This is a genomic window from Plantactinospora sp. ZYX-F-223 (assembly GCF_039649625.1).
In the GTDB taxonomy this organism is placed as follows: domain Bacteria; phylum Actinomycetota; class Actinomycetes; order Mycobacteriales; family Micromonosporaceae; genus Plantactinospora.
On the sequence record NZ_JBDJAV010000007.1, the window covers coordinates 1 to 16,858 of the forward strand.

Here is a 16,858-nt window from a genome sequence, read left to right on the forward strand (position 1 = left end):
CAGCCCGGCCCGAGCGGAAGATCGACCGATGCCGTACGGAGACCTTGCGGTGACCGAGACGGTATGGCAGTTTCTTTCTCAAACCAAGCGATAGATGTAGGTATTTAACTACGCACGGAGGTGCGGGCATGGCCGGTGCGGCGGAGCTGAACACGGCCCGGCTCTGCTTCGGCTTCGCCTCCCAGGGCGCGCCGAACCGGCTGGCCAGCATCTACGACGAGGACCTGCTGGTCTGACGCGGACCGGCGGCGAGGAGGTACCGATGTCCTGGCGAGCGAGGACGGCCGGAGTACTGGTCGGTGGGCTGCTGCTCGGCCTGTCGGTGGCGCCGGCCGGCGGACCCGCCGCGGCCGCACCGGCCGCGCACAGCGAGCGGCTGCTCTTCGACGGCGGCGGCGAGTCCCTCAACGGCATCACCTACCACTCCTTCCGGATCCCGTCGCTGGTGCGGACGAAGGCGAACACCCTGATCGCGTTCGCCGAGGGCCGGGCGTCGAACAACCGGGACTGGGGCAACATCAACCTGGTCTACAAGCGTTCGACGGACAACGGCGCCACCTGGTCGGCGCTGGACGAGGTGGTCGGGGCTGGACAGGGCACCTGGGGCAACCCGACCGCCGTCGTCGACTCCAGCAACGGCAGGATCTGGCTCTTCATGTCCTGGAACCCGGCGGGCTACAGCCAGAACGGCGACGACGGCACCACCCGGATCACCGCCTGGGAACACCGCAAGGTGTACGTCAGCAGCAGCGCCGACGACGGCCGGAACTGGACCGATCCGGTGGACCTGACCGCCACGCTCAAGCCGAGGACGCTCGCCGGCGGCGGAACCTGGGCGTGGGACGCGATGGGTCCGGGCGTCGGCGTGCAGACCTCCACCGGCCGGTTGGTGATTCCCGCGTTGCACCGCAACATCTACAGCGACGACCACGGGGCCACCTGGAAGGTGCAGCGCATCACCACCAGCACCGGCGCCGCCCAGGAGGGCACCAGCGAGGGCACCGTGCTGGAGCTGACCGACGGCCGGCTGATGCGCAACGACCGGGCCGTCGGCGCGGTCTGGGAGGGCGCGAAGCGCCGCTGGGTGGCGCGCGGGACGATCGAGGGCGGCTTCGGCACCTTCGCGCCGGACCAGACGTTGCTGGATCCGCGCGCCCAGGGCTCCATCCTGCGGTACAACCTCGACTCGCCGACCCGGATCGTCTTCCTCAACTCGGCGAGCACCGAGACCCGCACCAGGATGACCGTGCGGATCAGCTACGACGAGGCCCGGACCTGGCCGGTCTACCGCCGGCTCGCCGACGCGCCGCTGCCGTCCTGGCCGGGGCTGGGCGGCGGCAGCGTCGCCGAGGGTGGCTATTCGAGCATGGCCAAGACCGCCGACTACTTCGTCGGGGCACTGGTCGAGGTGAACGAGAACACCGCCGCCAGCGACACCTCGCGGCGGTCGATCGTGTTCCGCAAGTTCAACCTGCCGTGGATGCTCAACGGCACACCGGAGTGACGGCGGGAGGGGCGCGGGGAGGACGGGGTACCTAGACTGGCCGGCGGAGAGGATGATCCGATGACTCTGGACGCCGCCGACCAGTACCGCCGGGCGGTCACCTTCCGCCGGCTGCACGAGGGGCCGACCTTCGTACTCCCCAATCCGTGGGACGCCGGCAGTGCCCGGGTACTCGCCCAGCTCGGCTTTCCCGCGCTCGCCACCACCAGCGGCGGGCTGGCCTTCGCGCTCGGCCAGCGCGACGGCGCCAACCTGGTCAGCCGGGCGGAGACGTTGCGGAACGTCCGGATGATCGCCGAGGCCACCCCGCTGCCGGTGGCGGCCGACCTGGAGAGCGGATTCGGCGACAGCCCGGCCGAGGTGGCCGAGACTATCCGGCTCGCCGCCGAGGCGGGTGCCGTCGGCGGGTCGATCGAGGACGCCACCGGCGATCCCGCCGATCCGATCCGCCCCCTGGACGAGGCGGTACGCCGGGTCGAGGCGGCGGTGGCAGCGGCCCGGACTCTCCCGTTTCCGTTCACCCTGGCCGCTCGGGCGGAGAACTTCCTCTACGGCCGGGCCGACCTGCCCGACACCATCCGCCGGCTCCGGGCCTACGCCGCCGCCGGCGCCGACGTGCTCTACGCACCGGGGCTGCCGGACCTGGACGCCGTCCGCTCGGTCTGCGCGGCGGTGGACAAACCGGTCAACGCGCTGGCCGGCGGCGCCCCCGGGGTGACGGTCGCGATGCTCGCCGACTGCGGCGTACGCCGGGTCAGCGTCGGCTCGACCCTGGCCCGGGCGGCGCTGACCGCCTTCGTGGACGCGGCCCGGGAGATCCGGGAGACCGGCACCTTCGGCTTCGGCACGGAGGTACTCAGCTACCCCCGGGTCAACGCGCTCTGGCCGTAACGGGGTCGCGGATCCCACGCCACGGGCGTCCGAGCTGCCTTTTTGTCGGTGCCGCTCGGCATACTGGCCGGCGGACATCGACGGCGCACGTCCGATCGGAGGGATGACCATGACCGCCTTGTTGGCGATCGGCACCGGCAAGGGCCTCTTCCTCGCCACCAGCAGCGACGACCGCAAGAGTTGGCAGGTCAGCGGGCCGCACTTCGCGATGACCGGGGTCTACTCGGTCGCCGTGGACAAGCGGCGGGCCACCCCCCGGCTGCTCGCCGGGGTGACCAGTTCACACTTCGGCCCCAGCGTCGCGACCAGCGACGACCTCGGCGCCTCCTGGCAGGAGCCGGCGGAGCCGCCCGTCGCGTTCCCGGACGGCACCGGAGCCAGCCTGGAGCGGGTCTGGCAGCTCACCCCTGGCCCGGCCGACCAGCCCGACGTGGTCTACGCCGGCACCCAGCCCTCGGCGCTGTTCCGGTCGGTCGACGGCGGCATCTCCTACGAGATGGTCCGCCCGCTCTGGGACCACCCGCACCGCGAGCAGTGGGACGCCGGGTTCGGCGGCCAGGCGATCCACACGGTGCTGCCGCACCCGGCCGATCCGGCGCAGATCCTGGTCGCGATGTCGACCGGCGGCGTCTACCGCACCGGCGACGCGGGTGCGAGCTGGCGCCCGCAGAACACCGGCATCCGGGCCTACTTCATGCCGGACGAGTGGCCCGAGTTCGGGCAGTGTGTGCACAAGGTCGCCCGGGACGCGGTCGACCCCGAAAAGCTCTACGCACAGAACCACCACGGCGTCTACCGGTCCACCGACGGCGGGGTGAGCTGGCGGTCGATCGCCGACGGCCTGCCCAGCGACTTCGGCTTCCCGATGGTGGCCCATCCGCACCGTGGCGACACCATCTACACCTTTCCGCTGGTCGCGGACGGGGAACGCTTCCCCGTCGACCGGCGCTGCCGGGTCTTCCGCTCCACCGACGCGGGTGACACCTGGCAGCCGCTGACCGACGGGCTGCCGACCGGCCCCTACTACCCCGCCGTGCTGCGCGACGCCATGTGCGTCGACGACGCCGACCCGGCCGGGGTCTACTTCGGCACCCGCTCGGGCGAGGTCTACGCCAGCCGCGACGAGGGCGACTCGTGGTCGCTGGTCGCCGCCCACCTGCCCGACGTGCTCTGCGTCCGGGCCGCGGAGGTCTGAGCGATGGTCACCGTCGTCGTGCCCGCCGCACTGCGCGGGGAGACGGCCGGCGCGGGCCGGCTCGACGTCGCCGCGGCGGGCACCCTCCGCGCCGTGCTCGACGAGGTGGGCGCCGAGTGGCCGCGGCTGATCCGGCGGATCCGGGACGAGCAGGGCCAACTGCGCCGATACGTCAACGTGTACGTCGACGGCGAGGACTGCCGGCAGACCGGCGGCCTCGACACGGCGGTCCCGGACGGCGCGGAGATCCAGGTCATCCCCTCCGTCGCCGGGGGCTGACCGGCCCCGCCCCCGGGTGGTTCCGGTCGGCAGCCGACCGGGACCACCGGGCCGGCGTTGTCCGCGACTCGGGGTGCGAAGGTGCGCGGCGCCGCCTACGGTGGGGGTTGGTCAACGTTTCCGTGCTGTTGGCCGGCGGTTGGTCGTCCTCGGCCAGGGGCGGGCGTGGGATGGGACAGCGGCCCGGCGTGGGCCGTCGACCGGTTACGTGATCCACTCTTTCGTGGGGTCCCCGCACGTGTCGCTCGACGTCTTCGTTGTGGAGGCTGCCCATGTCCGACTGGCGTTCGCGCGCCCTCCGTCCCGCGAAGCGGGCACTGCGCCGCTCGCAGGACCGATATCCGCAGTCGCCCCCGGAGCTGTCGATGGATCCGCGGGCGGCCGAGGAGGGCACCGAGGCGCCTCCCGCGGAGGAGAGTGTGGTCACCTCCGCGATCTACCGGGACGGTCACCGGGTCGACGGCCCGCCGAACCTCGCCGAGACCTGCCAGCGGCTGCGGGAGCATCCCGGGACGATGGCGTGGATCGGCCTGTACCGGCCGACCGAGGGGCAGTTGCTCACCGTCGCCGAGGAGTTCGGGCTGCACGAGCTCGCCGTCGAGGACGCCATCGTCGCGCACCAGCGGCCGAAGCTCGAACGCTACGGCGACACCCTCTTCGTGGTGCTCCGGGCCGCCCGCTACCTCGACGAGCGCGAGGAGGTGGACTTCGGCGAGGTGCACATCTTCGTCGGGGCCAACTTCGTGCTGACCGTACGGCACGGGCAGGCACCCGACCTGACCGCCGTACGCCGCCGGATGGAGAACGACCCCGACCTGCTGCGGCGCGGCCCGGAGGCGGTGCTGTACGCGATCCTGGACAGCGTGGTCGACGGGTACGCCCCGGTGGTCGGCGGGCTGCAGAACGACATCGACGAGATCGAGACCGAGGTCTTCGGCGGTGATCCCCGGGTGAGCCGGCGGATCTACGAGCTGTCCCGTGAGGTGATCGAGTTCCAGCGGGCCACCCGGCCGCTGCTGGACATCCTCCAGGGGCTCACCGCAGGCTTCGAGAAGTACGGCACCGACGAGGAGTTGCGGCGTTACCTGGGCGACGTGGCCGACCACGCCACCACCGCCTCCGAGCGGGTCAACGAGTTCCGGCAGATCCTGGCGGACATCCTCACCCTGAACGCCACGCTGGTGTCACAGTCGCAGAACGAGGAGGTCAAGAACCTGACCGTGGCCAGCTACACGCAGAACGAGGAGATCAAGCGGATCTCCGCCTGGGCCGCGATCCTCTTCGCGCCGACGGTGATCGGCACGGTCTACGGGATGAACTTCGACCACATTCCCGAGCTGCACTGGACGCTCGGCTACCCGTTCGCGCTCTTCCTGATGCTGGTGGTCTGCACCACCCTCTTCGTGATCTTCAAGCGCCGCGACTGGCTCTGACCGGCCCGGGCCGCCGCGGCGCCGCCTCGCTCACAGCCAGTTGTTGCGCCGGAAGCCCCGGTGCATCAAGACCGCCAGGACCAGCATCACCAGCAGCACCACCCAGAAGCCGTTCGCCGCTTTCAGCCCCGGGATGAACTCGAAGTTCATCCCGTAGATGCCGGCGATGAAGGTCTGCACCGCGAAGATCGCCGCCCATGCCGCGATCTTGCGCATGTCGTTGTTCTGGTCCACCGAGACCTGGGCCAGCCGGGCCTGGAGGACCGAGTTCAGCAGGTCGTCGTAGGCGGTCACCCGCTCCACCGTGCGGGACAGTACGCCGTGCACGTCCCGGAAGTAGCGGACCACGGGCCGGGGCAGTTCCCGGTCGTCGAGCAGCGCGGCGAACGGCCGCTGCAACGGTGCGACCGCCCGCTTGAACTCCATCAGCTCCCGTTTGAGCTGGTAGATGTGCGCGATCCGGTCCCGGGCCGTACGCGGGGCGAAGACCTGCTCCTCCACCGCGTCGACGTCGGCCTCCACGGCGGTGGCCACCTGGACGTACGAGCCGACGAGCTGGTCGCAGACCGCGTAGGCGACCGCCCACGGGCCGAGCGCCAGCAGGGTGGGCCGGGCCTCCAGGTCGGCCCGGACCGGCCGGAGCGCACCGGGTGCGCCATGCCGGACGGTGATCACGAATCGGGGACCGACGAACACCGTCACCGCCCCGGTCTCCACCACCTCGGAGGTCTCGGTCAGCTCGGTGTGCTCGACGTACCGGGTCGTGCGCAGCACGATCACCGTCACCTGGTCGTAGCGCTCCACCGCCGGCCGGTGCTCCCGGTTGAGCGCGTGCCCGGCGACCAGCTCGTCGAGGCCGAACGCCTGGGCGATCGGCGCGAAGTCCGCCTCGTCCGGGTCGTGCAGCCCCAGCCAGACGAACCCGCGCCCCCGGCGCGCCGCCGCCAACGCCGCCCGGTAGTCGGGCCGGCCCGGCAACCGGCGACCGTCGAGGTACGCCGCGCAGTCCACGATCCGGTCGGTCTCCTGGCCGCGCTGCGCCGGGACGTACCCGGCGGAGAGGCCGTCGGGGTTGAGCATCCGGGCGATTGCCCGGCGGACCGGCGCCACCCACCTGGCCCGGGTGCCGGCCGCAGCCGCGTCCCGTTCGTACCCCGCCATCGGCGTGTGCCCCTTCCCGCGTGCGGTCGCTGGCGTGCATCGAACCATCCGCCGGCCACCCGGCCGGTCCCGGGTGCCGCCCGCCGGTGAGGTTCCGCACCTCCCGGCCGGTCCGGCGCGCCGCCGAGCTATTCTCGATCATCAGGCGGCGCCATCATGCGACCGCCCCGGACGAGAGCGCTGCCGTACCCGGCCCCGCAAAGACGGCGCGCAGAAACCCATGACTGCTGTCGATGTCATCGAAATCGTCGGTTCGTTGCTGATCCTGTCGGCCTTCACCGCCGCCCAGACCCGCCGACTCTCCCCGCATTCCGCCCGCTATCTGCTGCTGAACGTCGCCGGCTCGACCGTGCTGGCGGTGATCGCCCTGCTGCACCGATCGTGGGGCTTCCTGCTCCTGGAGGCGAGCTGGGCAATCATCTCCGCCGTCTCGCTGGCCCGGCTGCCCGCCCGGGACCGGCCCGGCGGGCAGCCTGCGGACCGGCCCGGCCTGCACCCCTGATCGTGCCGGCCCGGTTTGCGCCCCGCCGGGCCGGGAAGAGCCACCCCGGGGTGCCGGTTCGTCGGGAGGAGGCGCGATGGCCAACGCCGTACCGGATCCGTCGGCCGGGACGATCGGGCTCGACACCGCCGCGCACGTCGGGATGTCCGTCTCCGACCTGGACCGCTCGGTCGCCTTCTACCGGGCGCCGGCCGGGCTCGACTTCCTCGGCCCGGCGTACACGTTCCGCACCGAGGAGGTGTCGCCGCCCGACGTGGCCGGCACCGAGGTCGCGTACTTCACCGACCCGGACGGCACCAACCTGGAAATCATCGCCCCGCGGGGCGGGTTCGCCCGGCCGGGCTGACCAGCGGCCCGGCCGGGCGGGCGGTACGGCGGGGGCTCAGTTGCCGCCCCAGACCTCCTGGGCGGTCTCCACGATCAGCCGCAGCTTCGCCACCTGCTCCTCCTGGGTCAGCGCGTTCCCCTCCACCGTCGAGGAGAAGCCGCACTGCGGCGAGAGGCAGAGCTGCTCCAGCGGGACGTAGCGGGCCGCCTCGTCGATCCGGCGCTTGAGGGCATCCTTGCTCTCCAGCTCACCCCGCTTGGTGGTGACCAGGCCGAGCACCACCTTCTTGCCCGGCGGGACGAACCGCAGCGGCGCGAAGTCGCCGGAGCGCTCGTCGTCGTACTCCAGGAAGAAGCCGTCGACGTCGAGCTGGCTGAAGAGCGCCTCGGCGACGAAGTCGTAGCCGCCCTCGGCGGCCCAGGAGGACCGGAAGTTGCCCCGGCACATGTGGGTGGTCACCGACAGGCCCGCCGGCCGCCCGGCCAGCGAGGCGTTGATCTGCCGGATGTAGCGCTCGTGCTGGTGCTCCGGGTCGCCACCCTGGGCGGCCACCATCTCCCGCTGCCGGGGGTCGTTCAGGTACGCCAGGCTGGTGTCGTCGAACTGGAGGTAGCTGCAGCCGAGGTCGGCAAGCCGGCGCACCTGCTCGGCGTAGGCGGCGCTCAGGTCGGCCCAGAACTGGTCCAGGTCCGGATAGACGGCGGTGTCGATGGCGGCCCGGCCGCCCCGGTAGTGCACCATGCTCGGCGACGGGATGGTGAGCTTCGGGGTGCCCGTCGTGACCTGCTGCTTCAGGAAGGTGAACGCGTCGCCGAAGATGGTGTCGGTCAACCTCACCCGGTCGTGCACCCGCAGCGCCGCCGACTGGAACTCCAGCTTTCCGGATTCGTTGAAGAACTGCACGGTCAGCTTCTCGTCGGCCGGGTCGATACCGCCGAGCTGGTAGATGAAGTCCATGTGCCAGGAGGTACGCCGGAACTCGCCGTCGGTGGCGGTACGCAGCCCGATGCTCTCCTGGAGGCGTACCACCTCGCGGATCGCGTCGTCCTCGACGGCGCGCAACTGGGCGGCGGAGATCTTCCCGGCGGCCCGGTCGGCCCGGGCGGTCAGCAGCCGCGCGGGTCGCAGCAGGCTGCCGACGTGGTCGGCGCGGAACGGCGGGCGGGAGGATGCGTCCATGGTGGTCCCCTCTGTTCCTGGTACGCGGGCTCTCGGTCGGCACACGCCGGCGCCACGTACCGCGACGGCACGATCCGGCCAACCATAGTCCGCCGCGCCGGCATTGATGATCTAGAGACCGTACCTCCGCGCGGGCCCGCTCGCCGGCCGGCGGAAAGCGGTTCAGGAGACGGGATCGGGCCCGCTCTGCGCCCAGATGGCACTCATCTCCGTCATGGCCTGCTCCATGATGTGCACCATCGCGGTCTTGGCCCGCTCGCCGTCGTGCCGCTGGATCGCCTGGGCGACGTCGGCGTGCAGTTGCAGCGCCTCCTCGTGCGGATAGTGCGGCATCAGGTCGTAGTGGTGGCGGCCGGCCAGCACCTCGGCGACCAGCTCGTGCAGCTTGACGAACATCTCGTTGCCGGAGTCGACCAGCACCTGCCGGTGGAACTCGATGTCGAGCCGGAGGAACTCGGCCTCGTCCCCGGCCTTGCCCGCCGCCCACATCTTCGCGGCGAGCCCGACCAGCTCGCTGGCCTCCTGCGGGGTCGCCCGCAGCGCGGCGAGCGAGGCGGCCTGCGGCTCGACCGCGGTACGCAGCTCGGTGATGGAGCGGAGCTGGGCGATCCGGCCGGCCGAGGCGAGCCGCCAGCGGATCACCTGGGGGTCGAAGACGTTCCAGTCGCGCGCGGCCCGGATCAGGGTGCCGACCCGGCGGCGGGACTCCACCAGCCCCATCGAGGCCAGCACCCGCAGCACTTCCCGGACCACCGACCGGGAGACGGCGTACTGCTCGACCAGATCGTCGATGTAGAGCACGGAGCCGGGGGCGAGCTGGCCGGCGCAGACGGCCGTACCTAGTTGATCGAGCAGCCGGGCGTGCAGCCCGGGCTCGGCGGGGTCGAGCCGGACAGACGCGACCTCTGGTGACGGCGTGGCCATAAATAAAGCCTATCAGTGAGCACCCTGGTATTGCTTAAGTCAGGTTTATCGGCCTAGCATCCGGCATTAGGCGGACGTAGGAGTCCGCGGGCGGCGCCCCAACGGCGGGTCGCCGCGAGGGAAGGGGAGATGGACGTGTTACGTCGCTCGGTAATCGGAACATCTCTGGCCGTGGTGGCTGCCCTCGGCCTGTCCGCCTGCGGAGGCGGCGGCGATGACAGTGGCGGGTCGAACACGCTGCGCGTGACGCTGGTGAACCACGTCTGGACGGAAAACATAAAGAAGGCGCTACCGGAGTTCGAGCAGCAGTCCGGACTGAAGGTCGAGGTCACCCAGCTCGGCGAGGACCAGCTCTCCGATCAGTACAACGTGAAGCTGAACGCCGGCTCCAGCGACATCGACGTGATGATGTACCGGCCCCTCCAGGAGGGGAAGCTCTTCGCCAAGAACGGCTACCTGACCGACCTGACCGACAAGGCCAAGGGGGACTCGGCGTTCGACTTCGCCGACTTCCAGGCCCCGCCGGTGCAGGCCACCACCTACGAGGAGAAGCTGGTCGGTATCCCGATCATCACCGAGCAGGAGGTCCTCTACTACCGCAAGGACCTGCTGCAGAAGTCCGGCTTCACCGCACCGCCGAAGACGCTGGACGAGCTGAAGACGATGGCGGCCAAGGTCGAGGCCGACAACCCGGGTACCGCCGGCTTCGTGGCCCGGACCGGCAAGGCCGCCGCGGTCACCCAGTTCTCCAGCTTCCTGTTCAGCTTCGGCGGCGACTTCGTCGACGCCAGCGGCAAGGCCAGCGTCAACACCGAGCAGGCCAAGCAGGCGTACGCGTACTACGGCGGGCTGCTCAAGGACCATGGGCCGGCGAACATCAGCACCGACATGAGCTGGTCCGAGGCGATGGCCATCTTCACCCAGGGCAAGGCGGCCTTCTACACCGAGGCGAACTCGCTCTACAAGAACGCCACCGACCCGGCCAAGTCCAAGGTCTCCGACACCGTCGGGTTCGCGCCGTTCCCGGCCGGTCCGGCCGGCTCCAAGCCGTACAACATCCCGTCCTGGGCGCTCGGCATCAACGAGGGCTCGGAGAACCAGAGCAACGCCTGGAAGTTCATCCAGTGGGCGGCCGGCAAGGACCAGACGCTGGCGCAGCAGAAGGGTGGCGTGCCGGGGGCCCGTGCCTCGGTCTGGGCCAACCCGGAGGGCATCGCGACCTACCCGAAGGACCTGGCGGACGCCATCAAGATCAGCACCGAGAACGGCGTTGGTCACGACCGGCCGCTGGTCGTGAAGGTGGCCGAGGCTCGGGAACTGGTCGGCCAGCCGATCGTGGACGCGATCACCGGCAAGGACGTGGCCGGCTCGGCCGCCACCGCGAACGAGGCGTTCCAGAAGCTCCTCGACGACGAGAAGTAGGCCATCGCGCGGGGTGGCGGAGCGATCCGTCACCCCGCCCCTGGATCCGCCGACCCGGAAAGACCACCCCATGGCATCTCTGGCATCCCCCCAGCCGTCCGGCGAACTGACCGGCTGGACCCGCTGGGCGAACAACCACCGCAAGTGGCTCTTCGCGGCACCGGCCATGACGTTCGTCGGTGCGCTGATCATCTTCCCGTTGGCCTGGACGATCTACCTCAGCCTCACCGACGCCGAGGGGTCGGTACGGGCCGAGTCCGAGTTCATCGGGTTCGCGAACTACCTCGAGGTGCTCTCGGACACCGACCGGTTCTGGCCCGCCGTGCTGCGTACGGTCGGCTTCACCGGGGTCGCGCTGACCTTCGAGATCGTCCTCGGCATGGCGGTCGCGCTGCTGCTGTGGCGGCCGTTCCGCGGTGAGCGGTGGGTCCGGGTGGCGATCCTGCTGCCGCTGGTCGCCACCCCGGTCGCGGTCGGCATGATGTGGCGGCTCATCTTCGACCCGAACATCGGGATGGCCAACCAGATCCTCGGCTGGGTCGGGATCGGCCCGCAGCCCTGGCTGGCCGGCCAGCACAGCGCGCTGCCGACCACCATCTTCATCGACATCTGGCAGTGGACCCCGATGGTGGTGCTGATCCTGCTGGCCGGGCTGACCTCGCTGTCCAACGAGCCGGACGAGGCGGCCCGGGTGGACGGGGCGAGCGCCTGGCAGCGGTTCCGGCACGTCACCCTGCCGCTGCTGATGCCGACGGTGATCGTGGCGATCCTGCTGCGCGGCATCGACGCGCTGAAGACCTTCGACATCCTGTACGCCACCAAGGGGCGTGGCGGCGGCTCGTTCCACGAGGTCGAGACGCTGAACGTGTACGCGTACGGGCTGAGCTTCGACTACAACGAGTACGGCATCTCGTCGACCGTGCTCATCATCTTCTTCCTGATCATCATCGGTTCGATGTGGGCGCTGACGTCCCGTCGCAAGAAGGGCGCACTCTGATGGCCCGCCGCAAGCGTCGTACCCCGTACCAGGTCTTCCGGGCGATGGCCCTGGCCGTGGTGGTGGTCTCGCTGATCGCCCCGCTGCTCTGGATGGTCGCCGCCTCGTTCAAGACCAACGTCGACATCTACGACTCCAGCAAGGCGTTCGCGTTCACGCCGGTGCTGGACAACTACACCAAGGTCCTGGATCAGGCGAACTACCTCCAGTTCATCGGCAACAGCCTCTGGGTGGCGTTCGCGGCCACCGTGCTGTCGCTGATCCTGGGCGTGCCGGCCGCCTATGCCATGAGCCGGTTCAACATGAAGAAGTCGGCCCTGGTGGTGCTGATGGCCCGGGTCATCCCCGGCGTCTCGCTGCTGGTGCCGTGGTATTACGTCTTCTCCAACCTGCGGCTGGTCGGCGGCTTCACCGTGCTGATCCTCAGCCACATGTTCGTCTCGCTGCCGCTGGTGGTCTACATCCTGATGGGCTTCTTCGACGGCCTGCCGCTGGAGCTGGAGGAGTCGGCGCAGGTGGACGGGCTCACCCCGATCGGGGCGTTCCGGCGGATCACGCTGCCGCTCTCCGCGCCGGGCATCGCGACCGCCGGCATCCTGTCCTTCATCTTCTCCTGGAACAACTTCATGTTCGCCCTGGTGCTCTCCGGCGCCGACACCAAGACCCTGCCGGTGGCGATCTTCGACTTCGTCGGCTACGCGAGCATCGACTGGGGCGGCCTGATGGCCGCGTCCACGGTGGTCACCCTGCCGATCATGCTGATCGCGCTCTTCGTGCAGAAGTACGTCGTCTCCGGCCTCACCGCCGGGGCCACCAAGGGCTGAGGGCGGACGCCGTGACAAAGATCGAGCGGGTGGAGACCTTCCTCGTCCCGCCCCGGTGGCTCTTCGTCCGCATCGAGACCGCCGACGGCACCGTCGGGTGGGGCGAGGCGACCTGCGAGGGCCGGTCCGAGACGGTACGCACCGCCGTGCACCAGCTCAGCGAGCTGCTGATCGGCCAGGACGCGCTGCGGATCGAGGACCACTGGCAGGTGATGACCAAGGGGTCGTTCTACCGGGGCGGCCCGATCCTGGCCAGCGCGGTCTCCGGACTCGACCAGGCGCTCTGGGACATCGCCGGCAAGCACTTCGATGCTCCGGTGCACCAGTTGCTCGGCGGCCCGGTCCGGGACCGGATCCGGGTGTACGGCTGGGTCGGCGGTGACGAGCCGGGCGAGGTCGCCGAGCACATCGCCGCGCAGGTGGCGGCGGGGCTGACCGCGGTCAAGATGAACGCGTCCGGCCGGATGGGCCCGGTCGCCTCGGTGGCCGAACTCGACGGGGTGGTCCGCCGGGTGGCCGCCGCCCGGGAGGTGCTCGGCGAGCACCGGGACGTCGCGGTCGACTTCCACGGCCGGTTCACCCTGGCCAACGCCCGCCGGGTCGCCCCGCTGCTGGAGCCGTTCCGGCCGTTCTTCCTGGAGGAGCCGGTCGTACCGGAGAACTCGCACCTGCTCGGCGAGTTCGTCCGGTCGACCAGCACCCCGGTCTCCACCGGAGAGCGGCTCTACAGCCGGCAGGAGTTCCTGCCGGCGCTCCAGGCCGGCATCGCGGTCGCCCAGCCGGACCTGTCGCATGCCGGCGGGATCACCGAGGTCCGTAAGATCGCCGCATTGGCCGAGGTGTACGACGTGCAGCTCGCCCCGCACTGCCCGCTCGGGCCGATCGCGCTGGCCGCCTGCCTCCAGGTCGGCTTCGCGACCCCGAACTACCTGATCCAGGAGCAGAGCATCGGGATCCACTACAACGCCGACGCCGAGGTGCTGGACTACCTGGTGGACCGGACGCCGTTCGGGTTCGCCGACGGGCACATCGCCCGGCTCACCGGTCCCGGTCTCGGCATCCAGATCGACGAGAATGCGGTACGCCGGGCGGACCAGCGCGGGCACAGCTGGCGCGGTCCCGTCTGGCGGCACCCCGACGGCTCCTTCGCGGAGTGGTGAGCCGACCCGTCGGCCCGCCGCTCCCGTCCACCACCCCAGCGCAGAAAGGCATGTCGTGAAGATCGTCGCCGCGGACGTGATCGTCTCCAGTCCGGACCGCAACTTCGTCACGCTGAAGATCACCACTGACGAGGGGATCACCGGGCTGGGCGACGGCACCCTGAACGGGCGGGAGCTCTCCGTCGCCTCCTACCTGGCCGACCACGTCGTACCGCTGCTGATCGGGCGGGACCCGCACCGGATCGAGGACACCTGGCAGTTCCTCTACCGCTCGGCGTACTGGCGGCGCGGGCCGGTCACCATGGCCGCGATCGCCGCCGTCGACGTGGCGCTCTGGGACATCTTGGCGAAGGCCGCCGGGATGCCGCTCTACCAGCTCCTCGGCGGGGCGTCCCGGACCGGGATCATGGCGTACGGGCACGCCTCCGGCCGGGACATCCCGGAGCTGTTCGACTCGATCCGGCACCACCTGGAACTCGGCTTCAGGTCGATCCGGGTGCAGACCGCGGTCCCCGGCATCAACGCGGTCTACGGGGTCGCCGCCCAGCCCAGCGTCGACGGCAAACGCTACGACTACGAGCCGGCGCAGCGCATCCCGCTGCCGGCCGAGGAGGACTGGGACACCCGGGCCTACCTGCGGCACCTGCCGACGGTCTTCGAGGCGGTCCGCAACGAGTTCGGCCCGGAGCTGCCGCTGCTGCACGACGGTCACCACCGGATGACCCCGATCCAGGCCGCCAAGCTGGGCAAGGCGCTGGAGCCGTACGACCTGTTCTGGCTGGAGGACTGCACCCCGGCGGAGAACCAGGAGGCACTGCGGCTGGTCCGGCAGCACACCACCACCCCGCTGGCGATCGGCGAGGTCTTCAACACGGTCTGGGACTACCAGACGCTGATCCGCGAGCAGTTGATCGACTACGTCCGGTCCGCCGTCACGCACACCGGCGGGATCACCGCGATGCGCAAGCTGCTCGACTTCGCCGCGCAATACCAGATCAAGTCCGGGATTCACGGGCCGACCGACATCTCCCCGGTCGGGATGGCCGCCGCGCTCCACCTGGACCTGGCGATCCACAACTTCGGCATCCAGGAGTACATGCGGCACGGTCCGTTGACCGACGAGGTGTTCCGGCAGTCGTTCACCTTCACCGACGGATACCTGCACCCCGGTGAGCAACCCGGCCTGGGGGTGGAACTCGACGAGGAGGCGGCGGCCCGCTTCCCGTACCAGCCGGCGTACCTGCCGTTCAACCGGCTCAAGGACGGCACCGTCCATGACTGGTGACGGCGGCTCCGGCCCGTCGCACGGCGGCGGGCCGGTCTGGTCCACCCGGCACGTGGTGGTGATGGGCGTCTCCGGGTCGGGCAAGACCACCGTGGCCGAGGGGATCAGCGCGGTGACCGGGCTGACCTTCGCCGAGGCGGACGAGTTCCATCCCGAGTCCAATGTGGAGCTGATGCGGGCCGGGGTACCGCTCGACGACGGCCACCGCTGGCCCTGGCTGCGCGAGCTCGCCGGCTGGATGGCCCAACGCGCCGCCGAGGGTGTCTCCACGGTGCTGGCCTGTTCGGCGCTGCGGCGCTCCTACCGGGACGTACTCCGGCAGGGGCCGCCGAGCGTCGACTTCGTCTTCCTGGACGGGTCGGCGGAGGTGATCCGGGAACGGATCTCCCGGCGGGCCGGGCACTACATGCCGGCCAGCCTGCTCGACTCGCAGATCGCCACGCTGGAACGGCCGGGACCGGACGAGCGGGTCCTCACCCTCGACGTCGCCGCGACGCCGGAGGAACTGGTCGAGGCCGCGGTCGAGGGCCTCGACCTGCCCCGCCGGGCCGGTCGCCCGAGCGGCTGACCAACCACGCCACGCCCGACCGAGGCCGGGCGTGGTCAGTAGCCCCAGGTGGGGCGCTGGTAGAGGTCGGGGTCGGTGACCCAGCCGGCGACCAGCACCAGGCCGCTGCCCCGGTGCACGGCGAGGAAGCCGAACGGCCGGTCGAAGGTTGCCCGTACCCGGCGCTTCCGGCTGGTCGGCTGCGGTGGCACCGAGCCGGCCCTCATCCCGACGGCGGTGACGGCGGCCGCCTTGAAGCCCTGCGGACCGAACGTCGCCACCGCGCTCTGCTGGGCCGCCGAGACCGCCAGCGGCTCCGGGCTGATGCCCGGGAAGTGGCCCCGGCCGGAGTCCGTGGCGCTGCGCAGCCCGAACAACTCGGCGTGCTCCAGCAGGTCGTGGTCGCCCGCGACGGTGAACCGGACGGTGGAGACCCACAGCTCGGGCTGGTCGTCGAGGGCGGTCACCACCTCCTCGGTGACCCCCGGGCCGGCGGTGACGGCGAGCGACGGGCCGGGCCGGAGCGCGGTGACCGCGGCCGGCAGCACCTGTGCCGCCGTCCGGTCCGGCCCGCCGAGCACGAGCACCACGTCGACGTCCTCGCTGCCGCGTACGGTCAGCAACGTCACCGGCCCGGCCTCGGTGCCGGCGACCCGCAGCACGGCCAGGTCCCGGGTGCTCCGGTGCAGGCCGGTGAGGTCGCGGTCCTGCCACGGGCCGGCCTGCGGCCGGATCCGGCCCTCCGCGAACGGTTCCGCCCAGGTGGTCAGCACCAGCAGGGCGCTGGCGAGCAGGAGTCGGGTCTCCTGGCTGACCCGCACCGGCATCGCCGGGATCAGTCCGTCGGTGTGCCGGGCCGCCCAGCCGTCCAGGACCGACTGGTCGGTGCCGGGGTCGCCGGTGAGCTGCCCGCGCATCGACTCCGGCACGGCGGCGAGCCACCGGTCGGTCAACGGCAGGTCGTGGCGGGACCAGACGGCCATCGCCAGCGAGGTGGTCGGCGAGCCGGTGAGGGCGTACCGGGTCGGGGTGCCGGCGACGGCGTGCAGCTCCGCCCGGGCCGGGCCGTCGGCGTACGGCGCGAGCAGGGCCAGCAGCGGATAGACGCCCGCGCCGGAGAAGACCGTCTGCCGGCCGTCCAGCCGGGCTGCCCAGCGCGCGGTGAGCGCGTTCGCCGCCTCGGTACTCATCCCGGCACCCCGCCGCGCCCACTCGTCGCCGTCTCTT

General features: G+C 71.0%; 17 protein-coding genes and 1 riboswitch. Of the genes, 13 read left to right on the forward strand and 4 right to left on the reverse strand.

Going from position 1 to position 16,858, the window contains the following annotated elements; all coding sequences use genetic code 11:
* Nucleotides 1-262 precede the first annotated feature (262 nt).
* The 5 genes from AAH979_RS09020 (at nucleotide 263) to AAH979_RS09040 (ending at nucleotide 5,302) form a co-directional block, all read left to right on the forward strand.
* Complete coding sequence (locus AAH979_RS09020) at nucleotides 263-1,504, forward strand: sialidase family protein (RefSeq protein ID WP_346257601.1); 1,242 nt, start codon at nucleotides 263-265, stop codon at nucleotides 1,502-1,504.
* Between the two features lie 60 nt (nucleotides 1,505-1,564).
* The gene (locus tag AAH979_RS09025) at nucleotides 1,565-2,395 is read left to right on the forward strand and encodes an isocitrate lyase/phosphoenolpyruvate mutase family protein (protein ID WP_346257602.1); all 831 of its coding nucleotides are present in this window, start codon (nucleotides 1,565-1,567) and stop codon (nucleotides 2,393-2,395) included.
* Nucleotides 2,396-2,504: 109 nt separating this feature from the next.
* Nucleotides 2,505-3,590, forward strand: coding sequence for an exo-alpha-sialidase (locus tag AAH979_RS09030; RefSeq protein ID WP_346257603.1), 1,086 nt, complete (start codon nucleotides 2,505-2,507; stop codon nucleotides 3,588-3,590).
* 3 nt (nucleotides 3,591-3,593) lie between these two features.
* Nucleotides 3,594-3,869 (forward strand): ubiquitin-like small modifier protein 1, encoded by a 276-nt coding sequence (locus AAH979_RS09035; protein WP_318397787.1) that lies wholly within the window; start codon nucleotides 3,594-3,596, stop codon nucleotides 3,867-3,869.
* A 272-nt stretch (nucleotides 3,870-4,141) separates the two neighbouring features.
* A complete protein-coding gene (locus AAH979_RS09040) occupies nucleotides 4,142-5,302 on the forward strand; it encodes a magnesium and cobalt transport protein CorA (RefSeq protein WP_346257604.1) in 1,161 nt (386 codons plus the stop codon).
* 30 nt (nucleotides 5,303-5,332) lie between these two features.
* Here AAH979_RS09040 and AAH979_RS09045 read toward each other — a convergent pair whose 3' ends face one another.
* Nucleotides 5,333-6,463 (reverse strand): magnesium and cobalt transport protein CorA, encoded by a 1,131-nt coding sequence (locus AAH979_RS09045; protein WP_346257605.1) that lies wholly within the window; start codon nucleotides 6,461-6,463, stop codon nucleotides 5,333-5,335.
* Nucleotides 6,464-6,616: 153 nt separating this feature from the next.
* Nucleotides 6,617-6,676, forward strand: a riboswitch (guanidine-III (ykkC-III) riboswitch).
* 7 nt (nucleotides 6,677-6,683) lie between these two features.
* Here AAH979_RS09045 and AAH979_RS09050 point away from each other — a divergent pair.
* On the forward strand, nucleotides 6,684-6,965 hold the full coding sequence (locus AAH979_RS09050) for a hypothetical protein (RefSeq protein ID WP_346257606.1): 282 nt from the start codon (nucleotides 6,684-6,686) through the stop codon (nucleotides 6,963-6,965).
* A gap of 76 nt (nucleotides 6,966-7,041) precedes the next feature.
* Complete coding sequence (locus AAH979_RS09055) at nucleotides 7,042-7,311, forward strand: hypothetical protein (RefSeq protein WP_346257607.1); 270 nt, start codon at nucleotides 7,042-7,044, stop codon at nucleotides 7,309-7,311.
* A gap of 36 nt (nucleotides 7,312-7,347) precedes the next feature.
* Here AAH979_RS09055 and AAH979_RS09060 read toward each other — a convergent pair whose 3' ends face one another.
* Both AAH979_RS09060 and AAH979_RS09065 read right to left on the reverse strand, forming a co-directional pair.
* The gene (locus tag AAH979_RS09060) at nucleotides 7,348-8,472 is read right to left on the reverse strand and encodes a 5-methyltetrahydropteroyltriglutamate--homocysteine S-methyltransferase (protein WP_346257608.1); all 1,125 of its coding nucleotides are present in this window, start codon (nucleotides 8,470-8,472) and stop codon (nucleotides 7,348-7,350) included.
* A gap of 162 nt (nucleotides 8,473-8,634) precedes the next feature.
* Nucleotides 8,635-9,396 carry an FCD domain-containing protein gene (locus tag AAH979_RS09065; RefSeq protein ID WP_346257609.1) on the reverse strand — a complete coding sequence of 254 codons (762 nt, stop codon included), beginning with the start codon at nucleotides 9,394-9,396 and terminating at the stop codon, nucleotides 8,635-8,637.
* 243 nt (nucleotides 9,397-9,639) lie between these two features.
* Between AAH979_RS09065 and AAH979_RS09070 the strand changes: the two genes are divergently transcribed.
* The 6 genes from AAH979_RS09070 to AAH979_RS09095 all read left to right on the forward strand — a co-directional run bounded on the left by AAH979_RS09070 (nucleotide 9,640) and on the right by AAH979_RS09095 (nucleotide 15,652).
* Nucleotides 9,640-10,818 (forward strand): sugar ABC transporter substrate-binding protein, encoded by a 1,179-nt coding sequence (locus tag AAH979_RS09070; RefSeq protein ID WP_346257610.1) that lies wholly within the window; start codon nucleotides 9,640-9,642, stop codon nucleotides 10,816-10,818.
* 70 nt (nucleotides 10,819-10,888) lie between these two features.
* Nucleotides 10,889-11,815: a sugar ABC transporter permease gene (locus AAH979_RS09075; RefSeq protein ID WP_346257611.1), complete on the forward strand. Its 927-nt coding sequence runs from the start codon at nucleotides 10,889-10,891 to the stop codon at nucleotides 11,813-11,815.
* Entirely contained in the window at nucleotides 11,815-12,639 is an 825-nt protein-coding gene (locus AAH979_RS09080; protein ID WP_346257612.1) for a carbohydrate ABC transporter permease, read from the forward strand. The genes AAH979_RS09075 and AAH979_RS09080 overlap by 1 nt, the downstream gene beginning before the upstream one ends.
* Before the next feature lie 11 nt (nucleotides 12,640-12,650).
* A complete protein-coding gene (gene dgoD / locus AAH979_RS09085; protein WP_346257613.1) occupies nucleotides 12,651-13,799 on the forward strand; it encodes a galactonate dehydratase in 1,149 nt (382 codons plus the stop codon).
* 55 nt (nucleotides 13,800-13,854) lie between these two features.
* A complete protein-coding gene (gene manD / locus AAH979_RS09090; protein ID WP_346257614.1) occupies nucleotides 13,855-15,084 on the forward strand; it encodes a D-mannonate dehydratase ManD in 1,230 nt (409 codons plus the stop codon).
* On the forward strand, nucleotides 15,074-15,652 hold the full coding sequence (locus AAH979_RS09095; protein WP_346257615.1) for a gluconokinase: 579 nt from the start codon (nucleotides 15,074-15,076) through the stop codon (nucleotides 15,650-15,652). Before manD ends, AAH979_RS09095 begins: the two co-directional genes overlap by 11 nt.
* 35 nt (nucleotides 15,653-15,687) lie before the next feature.
* On the opposite strand, the gene AAH979_RS09100 is transcribed toward AAH979_RS09095, so the two are convergent.
* Nucleotides 15,688-16,821 carry a serpin family protein gene (locus tag AAH979_RS09100; RefSeq protein ID WP_346257616.1) on the reverse strand — a complete coding sequence of 378 codons (1,134 nt, stop codon included), beginning with the start codon at nucleotides 16,819-16,821 and terminating at the stop codon, nucleotides 15,688-15,690.
* Between the last annotated feature and the right edge of the window lie 37 nt (nucleotides 16,822-16,858).